The sequence below is a fragment of the Bacillus sp. CIS52 genome, assembly GCF_053545315.1.
The window spans coordinates 307971-321974 of record NZ_JBIUFR010000001.1; the positions used below are offsets into that span (position 1 = coordinate 307971).

Sequence of the window (14004 nt, forward strand, 5' to 3'; positions counted from 1 at the left end):
GCTCCTCTCTTAATGTGTGAAATAATCAATTACTCCTATTATGAACGAAATGAATTGAACATATCAATGTCAAAGTAGTATGTAAAAGGATTTCATTGTTTTTTTATTATTATTTTTTTCGCTTTAATACGATAAAAAAGCGGGAATCCTCCCGCTTTTTACGATTATCGACGTAAGCCTAGTTTGTTAATTAACTCACGGTAACGAGTTACGTCTTTATTACGCAGATACGTAAGAAGATTACGACGTTTACCTACCATTTTAAGAAGACCGCGACGTGAGTGGTGATCTTTCTTATGAGTACGCAAATGCTCGTTCAAGTTGTTAATTGAGTCTGTTAGGATAGCGATCTGAACTTCTGGAGATCCAGTATCAGATTCGTGTGTTTTGAACTCACTGATGAGTTGATTTTTACGCTCTTGAGTAATTGCCATCCTGTTTCACCTCCATATTATAATTAGCCCCAGTTACCTAGCAACCGTCGGTGACTTCGGATTGCCAAGCAATGGTTTTAAGACTACGAAACATATGATACTAAAAATCGCGCCCATATGCAAATCTTTTAGAATAAAATTTGTGTACTTTTGATGTTTTTTCCGTTATTTGCTGAAAAAACGGATCGCTTCTTGTTTGTCTTTCTCAATCTGAGCCGTCAGTTCGTCGATGCCGTTAAACTTCCGTTCGCTCCGGATGCGTTTATACCACTCGATTTTAACGTCTTCTCCGTATACATCCTGTTGAAAATCAAATAAATGAACTTCAATTGACGGCTGATCGGGACGCTTTTCATAAAAGGTCGGTTTGTAGCCGATATTGCAGACGCCTTCATACACCCTGCCTTTTATTTCGGCCTTCACGGCATACACGCCTGTCGGCGGCACGATATAACTGTTGTGCAGACCGATATTCGCCGTCGGAAAGCCGATGGTGCGGCCTCTTTTGTCTCCGTGGATCACAGTGCCCCTGATAAAATACGGCTGGCCGAGGAGCGTGTGTGCCAGCTCCACGTCGCCATCCTGCAGCGCTGACCGGATATAAGTTGAGCTGATCTTTCTGTCCTGCTCGGTCTGTTTTTCGACAGTCGTGCATTCGGCCTTGCCGTCTAAATCGTCCGGCAGCGTAGCCATCGTGCCTTTTCCGTATTTTCCGTACGTAAAATCAAAGCCTCCCACCGCGTGCCGGGCGTTCAATCCTAAAATATACTCCTCGGCAAACTGTTTTGGAGAAAGAGCCGCAAACGATTCATCAAACTTTACGATATACAGCACATCAGCGCCTAAACGGCTGATCTGGCTGATTTTATCTTCAAGCGGCGTAATCAGATCCTTTGGCTCTTTGTCTCTGCCCAGAACATGGGAGGGGTGCGGATGAAACGTCATGACGGCAAGCGACAGGTTTTTTTCTTCGGCAATTTGTCTGGCTGTTCCGATTACTTTCCGGTGTCCCAAATGAACGCCGTCAAAGTAGCCGAGGGCCATGACAGACGCCGGCTGCTCTTCTTTTTGTAAATGATGCGGATGAGAAATATGTATCGTCTTCACAGAACGGTCACCTTTTTTCTTATTGTTCGCTTTTTTGCATCAGCACTTTAGCCGGTTTCAGCAGTCCATGTTTTGAAGGGTGCGGCATATAAATGGCCACACATTCTCCGGCTTCGGTACAGACAGCTATACGGGCGTCAGCTGTCATTGCAGAAAATTCCGCCGGTATGTCAAACACTGACCCGTTTTCAGCTTTCCTAGCTAATGTATCACTTATGACCCATTTCGGCAAATGATTGAGCGCTCTTTCGATAGGCACCGCATGCTCTGCAACCGTGCCGGCTGAAACCTGCTGCTCAAGCTCCTCAAACGTAAAACACTCATCCAGGCTGAAATCGCCGGAAGCGGTGCGGATGAGGTGGGACATATGAGCGGGATAGCCAAGCTTTTCACCGATTGTCACCGCCAATGTTCTGACGTAAGTGCCTTTTGAGCACGTGACTGTGAAACGGAATGACGCTGTATCATCCTTATAAGTGACAGGTGAAGTAAGCGCGATATCCTCAATCGTGATATTCCGCTTCGGCCGTTCCACTTCAATACCGGCTCTGGCATATTCGTAGAGCTTTTTCCCGTTGATCTTGACCGCGGAATACATCGGCGGCACTTGTTCCTGCGGCCCCTTCAGTTCGTCTAAAACGGCTTTGATATCCGCTTCTTTTATCGGCTCCTTGACAGGTTTTACGCTGACGGTTTCCCCCGTCTGGTCTTCAGTCGATGTGGAGAAACCGAGAGTGATCTCAGCATCGTACGTTTTTGATTTGTCGGTGACGTACTCAACAATCTTTGTGGCCCGTCCGACACAGATCGGCAGTACGCCTGACACTTCCGGATCAAGCGTTCCCGTATGCCCGACTTTCTTTGTTTTTAACAGTTTTCTTATTTTCATTACACAGTCGTGAGAAGTCATGCCGACCGGTTTATGTAAAAGGAGAACTCCGTTAACCATCTGTCTTTCGCTCCTTTGTTATCATTGTATCCCTGTAAAACGCAGAAAAGAGGACAGACGACAACGCCCATCCTCTTTTCCCGTTATTCAGACGGTTTATCTGAATGCAGTTCGTGAATCAGTGTTTCAATACGGTTGCCGTATTCAATTGATTCATCAAATTCAAATTCAAGCTCTGGCGTTTTGCGGAGTCTGATTCGGCTGCCGATTTCAGAACGGATAAATCCCTTCGCTTTCTCAAGCCCTTTCAGCGCCTCCTCTTTCTTTTTCTCTCCGCCGAGAACGGAGATATACACCTTCGCTATTTGCAAATCACCTGAAACACGTACGTCTGTTACAGTCAGAAATCCGATTCTCGGATCTTTCAGCTTTCGGCTGATAATATCTCCGAGCTCTTTTTTCATCTGTTCGCCGACACGGTTTGCTCTCATACTCAATTCAATCACCTCTAAGTTAAAACCACTCTGTTCTAGTGATCGTCCGTTCTATTTCGGGAAAGGAGTCAATAAACGCGAGTACGCGCTGAATCTCCTTTTCCGCCTGAACGTGAGAGGAGGAGACGACGGCGATTCCGAAGCTGGTCCTCTGCCAAGTGTCCTGATAGCCGATTTCTGCGGCCGACACGTTGAACTTATTCCGGACCCTCGTTATAATCCGCTTCAGAACGGCCCGTTTCTCCTTTAATGATCCCGCATCGTAAATGATGCATTCACATTCCGCAAATCCGATCACTTTCTTTCGATTTCCTGCATGACATACGCTTCAAGGATGTCACCTTCGCGAATGTCATTGTATTTCTTAATTGTAATACCACATTCATATCCTTGTGAAACTTCTTTCACATCATCTTTGAAGCGTTTCAGAACGTCTACTTCGCCTTCGAAGATAACGACGCCGTCACGGATCAAGCGGAGTCCGCTGTCACGTGTAATGTGGCCGTCTGTTACATATCCGCCGGCAATCGTACCGATTTTCGACACTTTGAATGTTTGGCGCACTTCAACCTGGCCGATGACTTTTTCTTCGTATTCAGGATCAAGCATTCCTTTCATCGCCGCTTCAATTTCTTCGATGACTTTGTAAATGATACGGTGAAGGCGGATATCTACATTTTCTGCTTCAGCCGTGCTCTTAGCATTTCCGTCTGGGCGCACATTAAACCCGATAACGATTGCATTTGAAGCAGATGCGAGAATGATGTCTGATTCCGTAATCGCACCGACGCCTGTGTGAATGATTTTCACTTTTACGCCTTCTACTTCAATTTTTTGAAGAGCGGCCGTTAACGCTTCTGCAGAACCTTGAACGTCCGCTTTTACGATTAAGTTGATGTCTTTGACATCACCTTGTTTAATTTGTTCAAACAGATCATCGAGGCTCAGCTTCGCTTTGTCGCTGCGCTGTTCGTCCAATTGTTTGGAAGCGCGCGCTTCACCGACAGAACGGGCTGTTTTTTCGTCTTTAAAGACGAGGAATTGATCGCCAGCCTGCGGTACGTCGTTTAAGCCTGTGATCTCTACAGGTGTGGACGGTCCGGCTGTTTTCACGCGGCGGCCGAGATCATTGACCATGGCCCGCACGCGGCCGAATGTGTTTCCGACAACGATCGGATCTCCGACATGCAATGTTCCCGTTTGAACGAGAAGTGTCGCGACAGATCCTCTTCCTTTATCAAGCTCAGCTTCAATAACCGTTCCTTTTGCCTGACGGTTCGGATTGGCTTTCAGCTCTTCCACTTCACTGACAAGCAGAATCATTTCGACAAGCTCGTCAATTCCCTTGCCTGTAAGCGCGGACAGAGGAACGAAAATCGTTTCTCCTCCCCATGCTTCAGGAACGAGTCCATATTCAGTCAGCTCCTGCATGACACGGTCAGGGTTCGCGCTCTCTTTATCCACTTTATTCACGGCAACGATAATCGGAACCTCAGCCGCTTTCGCATGGTTGATGGCTTCGACTGTTTGCGGCATAACGCCGTCATCAGCCGCTACGACTAAAATGGTAATATCGGTTACTTCCGCTCCGCGCGCGCGCATCGTTGTGAACGCCGCGTGTCCCGGTGTATCCAAGAACGTGATTTTTTTGCCGTTTTCTTCGATCTGGTAAGCCCCGATATGCTGGGTGATTCCGCCCGCTTCTCCTTCAACAACCTTTGTTTTTCTGATGCTGTCAAGAAGGGTCGTTTTCCCGTGGTCAACGTGGCCCATGATTGTCACGACAGGCGGACGGATTTGAAGATCTTCTTCTTTGTCAGCCTCTTCGTATTTTTCAAGCTCAGTTTCTTCGAGCACAATCACTTCTTCTGTTTCCACACCGTATTCAGATGCGATCAGTTCGATTGTGTCTTTGTCAAGCTCCTGGTTAATCGTAGCCATTACGCCCAGAAGCATTAGTTTTTTAATGAGTTCAGACGGCTCTTTGCCAAGTTCCTCGGCTAAAGCTCCGACTGTTAAAGAGCCGGAAAACGTAATTTTCTCAGGAAGCTCTTTTTTCGGCTTCAGCGGTTTTTGCTGATGCTGATTTTTGTTGTTATGATTGCGTTTGTTTTTGTTTTTGTTGTTGTTATTCTTCTTGTTTTTGTTAAATTGATTATTCTGCACGTCATTCTTCTTTCCGTCTCGAATTTTGTTTGGTTGATTCCCAGCAGGCTGCTGATTAACCCCTTGCGGCTGCTTGTTTTTGTTCGTTTCCGCAGGCTTTTGAGATTTAACGCCGGCGCCGCCTTTTTTAAATTTCGCATCAAGCTGCTTAATGGTCTTTTCTTCAAGCGTTGCCATATGGTTATTTACTACTATATCCATGTTTTTCAGCGCAGTCAAAATTTCCTTACTTGAAACATTGATGGCTTTTGCATATTCGTATACTCTCATTTTAGCCATTCGTTCACCCCCAAAAATATTAATCGAGCAAGCTGATCAGCTTATTCGCAAAACCTTGGTCAGTGACGGCGACAACGACACGTGATTCCTTGCCGATAGAGCGGCCGAGATCCGCGCGGCTTTCGACTTTTTTATAAGGTACTTTATAATAATTGCATTTATCGGATACTTTTTTTGCAGTATTCGCAGATGCATCTTCTGTCAGCAGAACAAGTTTTGCACGCGCATTTCTAATTTCTTTTATAACCAAGTCCTCGCCCGACACGACCTTACGAGCTCGATTGGCCAGACCCAGCAAGGGAAACCATTCCATTCCAGACATGTTATTTTTTCACCTTTTCCGCCAGTTCCAGCAATTCTTCGAAAATCTGGTCATCGATTTGTGATTGAAATTGATTTTGCAATGTGTTTTTCTTTTTCGCAGCTAAGATGCATTCTTTCTCCAGGGTGATATAGGCACCCCGCCCGTTCTTCTTGCCTATCGGATCGACTGAAATCTCTCCTTCTTTTGAACGGACAATTCGGATCAGTTCCTTTTTAGGCTTCATTTCCCCCGTTACCACACATTTACGCAGAGGAATTTTTTTTCGCTTATTCACCTAAAGTCACCTCTTATTCATCCGATTCTGCTGTTTCAGGCTCCATAAAGAGCGGCTCTAAATCGTCATCTTCTTCATGCTCTCTCGGAAAGATGCCAAGTTCTCTTGCATCCGTTTCACTTTTGATATCAATTTTCCAGCCTGTCAGTTTCGCAGCTAAGCGGGCGTTTTGCCCTCTTTTTCCGATCGCCAGAGAAAGCTGGTAATCAGGAACAACGACAGTCGTGGCTTTTTCTTCTTCGTTGACGATGACATCCAGCACTTTAGATGGGCTGAGCGCATTGGCAACAAATTCAACCGGATCATCAGACCAGTTGACGATATCAATTTTTTCGCCTTTCAGTTCATTGACGATCGCCTGCACGCGCTGGCCTTTAGGCCCGACGCATGAACCGACAGGATCAACGTCAGCATCATCAGTGCGGACAGAGATTTTGGAGCGGTCGCCCGCTTCTCTGGCAACGGATTTCAGCTCGACCGTTCCGTCATAAATTTCCGGCACTTCGATTTCAAAAAGACGTTTCAAAAGACCGGGATGCGTTCTTGATACGTAGATCTGCGGCCCTTTTGTCGTTTTTTCGACTTTTGTGATAAATACTTTAATCCGATCGTGAGGTTTATAGCTCTCATTCGGCATTTGTTCATTAACGGGCAGCAGCGCTTCAATCTTGCCGAGAGACACGTAAATAAACTTGCTGTCTAAGCGCTGTACAATTCCCGTCATGATGTCTTCTTCACGATCGATAAATTCCGAGTAAATCACGCCGCGCTCAGCCTCACGGACACGCTGCGTCACAACTTGTTTCGCCGTCTGCGCGGCAATGCGGCCGAAGTCTTTCGGCGTTACTTCTATTTCAACGACATCTCCGACAAGGTAGTTCGGATGGATGTGCTGGGCGTCGTCAAGCGAGATTTCAAGCCTTGAATCGTATACCTCGTCTACGACATCCTTTCTGGCGAACACGCGGATGGTGCCCGTTTCACGGTTCAGATCGACCCGTACGTTTTGCGCCTGGTTAAAATTTCGCTTATACGCAGAAATTAAGGCAGCTTCAATTGCTTCGATGATAATGTCTTTACTGATGCCTTTTTCTTTTTCAAGAATCGTGAGGGCATCTAATAGTTCACTGCTCATGTTAGCGGTCTCCCCCCTTAAACACTAATACTTCATTGATTAAAATGTTACAGCTAATCTTGCGTTAGCTATTTTTTCATACGGAATATTGACCCGTTTCTTTCTTGTTTTAATTGTCATCTCTATTGTAGCAGTTTGTCCATCAAATTCAGCCAATTTGCCTTCAAACACTTTTAAACCGTCAATCGGTTCGTACGTTTTCATGTACACATTTTTACCCAGTGATTTTTCGAAGTCGGCTTTTTTCTTTAATGGACGCTCGGCTCCAGGAGAAGATACTTCAAGAAAGTAGTTCTGAGTGATCGGATCGGCCTCATCCAGCTTTTCGCTTAACGCTTCGCTGACTTTGGCGCACTCCTCAATATCAACACCGTTATCGGAATCAATAAACACGCGAAGGAACCAGTTTTGACCCTCTTTGACAAATTCAATGTCTACGAGTTCAAGCTGAAGGTCATCCAGTATGGGCTGAGCCATTCCTTGAACGGTATCAGTCACTTTTTTGCTCATGTTTTTCCTCCTTGTGCTGTCGATATCATATCAGCCGTTCCTCTGCATAAAAACCCTGCTTCTAAAGAGCAGGGGCTTTGAGAAAACGATGGACATGTCGAGGCAAAATTGCCTGTTCAATACAAAAGAGCGGGTTTCCCCACTCTTTGCCTCGGTAATCGTTAGCATTTCCAATAAAACTATACCATAACCATATATTTAATGCAAATCAAACTCCGCTCAGACGGCTGTCCTCAAAGCTTAAAACAGAGACAGCTGATTTTGATCCGGGAGCGACTCCAGACAGCCGTGGCGGTCTAAATACTCTAAAATGGTTTTTGACACTTTTCCGCGTTTTTGAAGGTCCTCTTTTGAAAGGAACTCTCCTTCTTCCCGCGCTTTTACAATATTGAGAGCGGCATTGGTTCCAAGCCCCGGAATCGAGTTGAACGGCGGAATCAGACTGTTGCCGTCAATGATAAATTCCGAAGCGCTGGAACGGTATAGATCGACCTTCTGGAAAGAATAGCCGCGTTCACACATTTCAAGCGCAAGCTCTAACACGGTCAGGAGGTTTTTTTCCTTCGGCGAAGCATCAAGCCCTTTAGAGCTGATATCATCCATCACCGCTCTGATGGCAGTCGAGCCTTTAATCATCGTATCAATGTCAAAGTCATCTGCGCGCACGGTAAAATACGCAGCATAATATAAAAGCGCGTGATGCACTTTAAAGTATGCAATCCGCACCGCCATTAATACGTATGCAGCGGCGTGGGCTTTCGGGAACATGTATTTGATTTTTTTGCATGAATCAATATACCAGTTCGGCACATTGTTCTTTTTCATTTCTTCTTCCCATTCCGGCGTCAGGCCTTTGCCTTTACGGACAAATTCCATGATCTTAAAGGCCAGTGAAGGCTCAAGGCCCTGATAAATCAAGTAAACCATAATGTCATCGCGGCAGCCGATCACTTCGCTCAGTTCACACGTATTGTTGTGTATCAGTTCCTGTGCATTGCCGAGCCATACGTCCGTTCCGTGGGAAAGCCCGGAAATCTGGACAAGCTCAGAGAACGTCGTCGGCTTTGTATCCTCAAGCATCTGCCGTACAAATCGCGTCCCGAATTCAGGAATGCCGAGCGTCCCCGTTTTACAGCCGATCTGTTCTTCAGTGACGCCGAGCGATTCTGTGCCTTGGAAAATCTTCATGACTTCCGGATCATCTGTCGGAATCGTCTTCGGATCAATTCCGCTTAAATCCTGAAGCATCCGGATGACTGTCGGATCATCGTGCCCCAATATATCAAGCTTCAGCAGGTTGTCATGAATGGAGTGGAAGTCAAAGTGAGTCGTTTTCCATTCAGACCCTGTCGCATCAGCAGGGAATTGAATTGGTGAAAAATCGTAAATATCCATGTAATCCGGCACAACGATAATGCCCCCCGGGTGCTGGCCGGTCGTTCTCTTAACGCCGGTGCATCCCTGTACAAGGCGGTCGATCTCCGCGCCGCGCATATGAAGGTTGTGGTCGCCCGCATAGCCTTTCACATATCCGTAAGCCGTCTTTTCCGCAACGGTGCCGATCGTTCCCGCGCGATAAACATTATCTTCCCCGAACAGCACTTTCGTGTAGTTATGGGCATGCGGCTGATACTCACCTGAGAAGTTCAAGTCGATATCAGGTACTTTGTCACCTTTAAAGCCTAAGAACGTTTCAAACGGAATATCATGTCCGTCCTTTTTCAAAGGAGTGCCGCAAGACGGGCAGCTTTTATCCGGAAGGTCAAAACCGGAACCGACTGATCCGTCATTAAAGAATTCGGAATACCGGCAGCTCGGGCACACATAATGCGGAGCAAGCGGGTTCACTTCAGTAATTTCCGTTAAGGTCGCCACAAGTGATGAACCGACGGACCCCCGGGAGCCGACGAGATAGCCGTCATCCAAAGACCGTTTGACAAGCTTATGTGAAATGAGATAAATAACGGCGAATCCGTGGCCGATGATGCTTTTTAATTCTTTTTCTATTCTCGCTTCAACAATTTCGGGAAGCTCCTCACCGTAAATGCTTCTCGCGCGCTGATAGCTCATTTCACGGATTTCTTCATCAGCACCTTCAATTTTCGGCGTGTACAGGTCGTCTTTAATCGGCTTGATCTCTTCGATCATCGAAGCGACTTTCTGCGTATTGTCAACCACGATTTCTTTCGCTTTTTCCGCACCCAGAAAAGAGAAAGCCTCCAGCATTTCATCTGTCGTTCTGAAGTGCACCTTTGGCAGTTCATGCCTGTTTAACGGGTTGGCGCCGCCTTGGGAAGAAATTAAGATCTTTCGGTAAATTTTATCCTCATCGTTTAAATAGTGGACATTTCCCGTAGCAACGACCGGCTTATTCAATTTTTCCCCGAGCTTCGTAATGTTGGCGATGATTTCTTTCAGCGCTTTTTCATCCCGGACGAGTTCAAGCTGCAGCAGGTGTCTGTATACTTCCGGCGGCTGCACTTCAAGGTAGTCATAGAAGGATGCGATATCTTCAACCTCTTCAGGTGATTTTTGCATCATGCCTTCAAAAACCTCTCCCCTGTCACAGGCAGAGCCGATTAACAGGCCTTCTCTGTATTTGTTAAGCTGTGACCTCGGAATGCGCGGCACTCTGTAGAAATATTGAATATGAGAAATCGACACGAGCTTAAACAGATTTTTCAGGCCGGTCTCATTTACGGCAAGCAATGTTGCGTGATAAGGTCTCGATCTTTGGTAAGCATTGGATTGTCCCATATTCTCATTCAGCTGATCATGATAAAAAATATCTTTTTCAGCCGCGTCTTTAAGCATTTTCAACAGCAGGTATCCCGTTGCTTCAGCGTCAAAGACCGCACGGTGATGCTGGGTTAATTCAATATCAAACTTTTTACATAACGTATTTAAGCGGTGATTTTTAAATTCAGGATACAGGAAACGCGCGAGTTCCAGCGTATCAATGACCGGATTTTTCGCTTTTTCCGTTTTCAGAAGGCGCTTGTACGCTACATTTAAAAATCCCATATCAAAGCTGGCGTTATGAGCCACAAGCACATCATCGCCGATCCACTCTTTAAAATCCCGGACAACGTCAACGACATCGGGAGCGTCGCGGACCATGTCATCCGTAATCCCGGTAAGCTCTATCGTCGTTGCTGACAGCGGATGATGCGGATTGGCGAACGCTTCGAATTTATCAATGATTTCTCCGCCTCTTATTTTGACTGCGGCCAGCTCAATGATCGTGTCATACACGGCAGACAGACCTGTCGTTTCAACGTCAAAGACGACATATGTGTCCTCTTCAAGAAGACGGTGAGCGGGATTGTATGCGATCGGAACGCCGTCATCTACGATGTTGGCTTCCATTCCGTAAATCATTTTAATACCGTGTTTTTTCGCGGCGGAATAGGCATCCGGGAAGGACTGCACGACGGCATGATCAGTTAAGGCAATCGCTTCATGCCCCCATTTTTTCGCCTGTTCGACAAGCTTTCCGATTCCCGTTACAGCGTCCATTTGACTCATCGGGGAATGCAGATGAAGCTCTACCCGCTTTTCGCCTTCAGGAGCGGTGTCTTCACGGGTTTCGGCTTTTATTTCATTCACGTCATTTGCAATCATGACGAGGTCTCTGACGAATGTATCGTTTTGGATGCTTCCCCGCGCTTTCACCCACATGCCCTTTTTCAGTGTTTTCATCAGGGCGGCGTCTTCTTTTTCTCTCGCAAACATTTTTACTAAAATACTGTTTGTATAGTCCGTGATTTTGAAAATGCAGAGCGTGCGTCCGCTTTTCAGCTCGCGTGTTTCAGCATCAAACACATAGCCCTGCACCGTAATTCTTCTTTCTTCATCCATGATGCTGTCAAGCGTCCGGATTTCTTCGTTCTCTTTAATTTGATAGCCGATGACAAGCGGGCCGGACGGCGCTTGATCCTCATCGCCCTCTTTTTCCTTCTTCTCCATTTCGATAAGCGCCTGCATCGCCCGCTCCTGATCTTCAGCAAGCTTTTGCTCGCGGAATTTCTGGACTTCTTGGTCAGACACGAAAGTTTCGGTATCCAGCTGCAGTTCCGGGAAACCGAATTGGCGATAGCTGTGCTGAATCAGAGCGCTGTATTTATTTTTGAGCGCCGATGCTTCTGTATCTGTTTTTGTTTTCACGATCAGCTTGTTTCCCTTGAGCTTCGGTTTCTGCTGATTCAAAAGTGCCACCATCGGCGGCGAGGTTCCTTCAAGCTCTTCGATACAGCGTGTCCAATAATCCTGTACAAGCTTCTCTGACACTCTAGGATCAATGACTTGAATGGACGATGTGACCCGGGCAATGTGAGCAAACGATTGTGTTAATCTCATCATGAATGAGTCATATATTTGATACGGCAAAAGAGCCTTAAAGCGAAATTGAAAATGCCAGGCCTTTTCTGCTTTATGGATTGTCAGTTTATCAATCTCTCCGTCTTCAAAGTATGTCATGAAGGTATCATCTGTCATATTAAGCTGCTGAAGAAGAATCTGAAACTGTCTTCTGTTTACTGATAACTGTTCCATTCAGACAGTATCCCTCCCTTAAAACATCATAAGTGAAGGTACCTCCGCAGGTGATGAGGTACCTTCTTTTTTCTCTATTTTAACATGATTTTGTACGATTCGTTATGGTGATTACTTCGTCTTGATAAATTCAGAAAGCTCATCCACTGAAACTTCGGCAGATTCACCGGTTTTGCGGATTTTCACTTCTACGATGCCTTCATCTGCACGTTTACCGACAGTAATGCGGATCGGAAGGCCGATCAGGTCAGAGTCAGCAAATTTCACGCCTGCGCGTTCAGCGCGGTCATCGTATAACACTTCATAACCTTCGGCTTGGAGTTTACCGTATAGCTGCTCGGCAAGCTCTTTTTGCGCTTCGTTTTTCATATTCAGCGCCAAAATATGAAGATCATACGGAGCAACGCTTTTCGGCCAGATCAGGCCTTTTTCGTCGTGGTGCTGTTCGGCGATTGCTGAAAGCGTTCTTGATACGCCGATTCCGTAACATCCCATCAGCATCGGCTGCGCACGCCCGTTTTCATCAAGGTATGTCGCATTCATCGCTTCAGAGTAACGCGTACCGAGCTTAAAGACTTGTCCGACCTCAATTCCTTCAGCGAAGCGGATCTTGCCTTTTCCGTCAGGTGACGGATCGCCTTCCTGAATGATTCGAAGATCGGCATATGCTTTTACAGACGCATCGCGTTCGATGTTTACGTTTCTGTAATGGCGGTCTTTTTCATTCGCGCCGCTTACGGCGTTTACCATGACTTTCACAGCCTGGTCGGCATAAATCTCAATGTCGCCGGCAGCGCCGATCGGCCCCGCAAATCCCGGCTCCGTGCCAAGCTTCTCCGCTACCTCTTCATGAGACGCAAGCTCAACCACTTCCGCGTTTAGAAGGTTTTTCACTTTTACGTCATTGACCTCATGATCGCCCCTTACTAACACGAGAACAAATCGGTCATCTGCTTTAAACAGCATGGATTTGATGCAGGCGCTCGGTTCAATCTGAAGGAAAGAAGCCAGCTCTTCAATGGTTTTAACATTCGGCGTATCAATTTTCTCCAGCGCCTCGGGTTTTTCATTGGAAGGCTCGCTTTTCATCACAACTTCGGCCATTTCCGTGTTGGCTGCGTAAGAGGATTCATCGGAATAAGCGATGGTGTCTTCCCCTATTTCGGAAAGAGCCATAAATTCATGCGTGTCTTTTCCGCCCATTGCACCTGAGTCAGCGATAACGGGACGGACGTTTAATTCGCACCGTGCGAAAATGCTGCTGTATGCGCCGTACATGTTTTGGTATGTTTCCTCCAGACTTTCTTCAGAGGCATGGAAAGAATACGCATCTTTCATGATGAATTCGCGTCCCCGCAATAACCCGAAACGCGGGCGTTTCTCATCTCTGAATTTAGACTGGATCTGGTAAAGAGTGAGCGGCAGACGCTTATAAGATTTCACCTCATCGCGCACGAGAGAAGTAATGACTTCTTCATGCGTCGCGCCTAAAGCAAATTCGCGGCCGTGACGGTCTTTCAGACGCATCAATTCAGGCCCGTACGTATACCATCTGCCTGATTCCTGCCATGTTTCAGCCTGCTGAAGGGCCGGCATCAGCATTTCCACCGCGTTGATTTTTTCCATTTCTTCACGCACGATCTTCTGAATGTTTTGAATGACCCTGTAAGCAAGGGGCATGTAGCTGTAAACCCCGCTCGTATTTTGTCTGATAAATCCCGCTCTCAGCAGAAGCTTATGGCTTTTTGCTTCAGCATCAGCCGGCACTTCTCTCAGGGTCGGAATAAGCGTCAAACTTTGTCTCATGTCTTCGCACCTCTGATTTTTTACTAGTCAA

12 protein-coding genes are annotated in these 14004 nt (G+C 46.5%); all 12 read right to left on the reverse strand.

Translation table 11 applies throughout. The annotated features are described in order from the left end of the window. Positions 1–164: 164 nt before the first annotated feature. Positions 165–434 (reverse strand): 30S ribosomal protein S15, encoded by a 270-nt coding sequence (gene rpsO / locus ACH32G_RS00960; RefSeq protein ID WP_003154182.1) that lies wholly within the window; start codon positions 432–434, stop codon positions 165–167. A gap of 165 nt (positions 435–599) precedes the next feature. Then, positions 600–1541 carry a bifunctional riboflavin kinase/FAD synthetase gene (gene ribF, locus ACH32G_RS00965; protein WP_016936085.1) on the reverse strand — a complete coding sequence of 314 codons (942 nt, stop codon included), beginning with the start codon at positions 1539–1541 and terminating at the stop codon, positions 600–602. Positions 1542–1560: 19 nt separating this feature from the next. Continuing rightward, entirely contained in the window at positions 1561–2490 is a 930-nt protein-coding gene (gene truB, locus ACH32G_RS00970; RefSeq protein WP_188154053.1) for a tRNA pseudouridine(55) synthase TruB, read from the reverse strand. A gap of 83 nt (positions 2491–2573) precedes the next feature. After that, complete coding sequence (gene rbfA / locus ACH32G_RS00975; RefSeq protein WP_003154185.1) at positions 2574–2927, reverse strand: 30S ribosome-binding factor RbfA; 354 nt, start codon at positions 2925–2927, stop codon at positions 2574–2576. 16 nt (positions 2928–2943) lie between these two features. Beyond that, on the reverse strand, positions 2944–3222 hold the full coding sequence (locus tag ACH32G_RS00980) for a DUF503 domain-containing protein (RefSeq protein ID WP_016936087.1): 279 nt from the start codon (positions 3220–3222) through the stop codon (positions 2944–2946). Then, on the reverse strand, positions 3219–5369 hold the full coding sequence (gene infB, locus ACH32G_RS00985) for a translation initiation factor IF-2 (RefSeq protein WP_049628483.1): 2151 nt from the start codon (positions 5367–5369) through the stop codon (positions 3219–3221). The genes ACH32G_RS00980 and infB overlap by 4 nt, the downstream gene beginning before the upstream one ends. 19 nt (positions 5370–5388) lie before the next feature. Next, the gene (locus ACH32G_RS00990) at positions 5389–5691 is read right to left on the reverse strand and encodes a YlxQ family RNA-binding protein (protein ID WP_003154192.1); all 303 of its coding nucleotides are present in this window, start codon (positions 5689–5691) and stop codon (positions 5389–5391) included. A 1-nt stretch (position 5692) separates the two neighbouring features. After that, a complete protein-coding gene (gene rnpM, locus ACH32G_RS00995) occupies positions 5693–5968 on the reverse strand; it encodes an RNase P modulator RnpM (protein WP_188154052.1) in 276 nt (91 codons plus the stop codon). Positions 5969–5981: 13 nt separating this feature from the next. Beyond that, a complete protein-coding gene (nusA, locus tag ACH32G_RS01000) occupies positions 5982–7103 on the reverse strand; it encodes a transcription termination factor NusA (RefSeq protein ID WP_016936089.1) in 1122 nt (373 codons plus the stop codon). A 39-nt stretch (positions 7104–7142) separates the two neighbouring features. Continuing rightward, positions 7143–7613 carry a ribosome maturation factor RimP gene (gene rimP, locus ACH32G_RS01005; protein WP_016936090.1) on the reverse strand — a complete coding sequence of 157 codons (471 nt, stop codon included), beginning with the start codon at positions 7611–7613 and terminating at the stop codon, positions 7143–7145. Between the two features lie 240 nt (positions 7614–7853). Then, positions 7854–12167: a PolC-type DNA polymerase III gene (locus tag ACH32G_RS01010; RefSeq protein WP_045926444.1), complete on the reverse strand. Its 4314-nt coding sequence runs from the start codon at positions 12165–12167 to the stop codon at positions 7854–7856. 111 nt (positions 12168–12278) lie between these two features. Further along, positions 12279–13973 carry a proline--tRNA ligase gene (proS, locus tag ACH32G_RS01015; RefSeq protein ID WP_198698864.1) on the reverse strand — a complete coding sequence of 565 codons (1695 nt, stop codon included), beginning with the start codon at positions 13971–13973 and terminating at the stop codon, positions 12279–12281. Between the last annotated feature and the right edge of the window lie 31 nt (positions 13974–14004).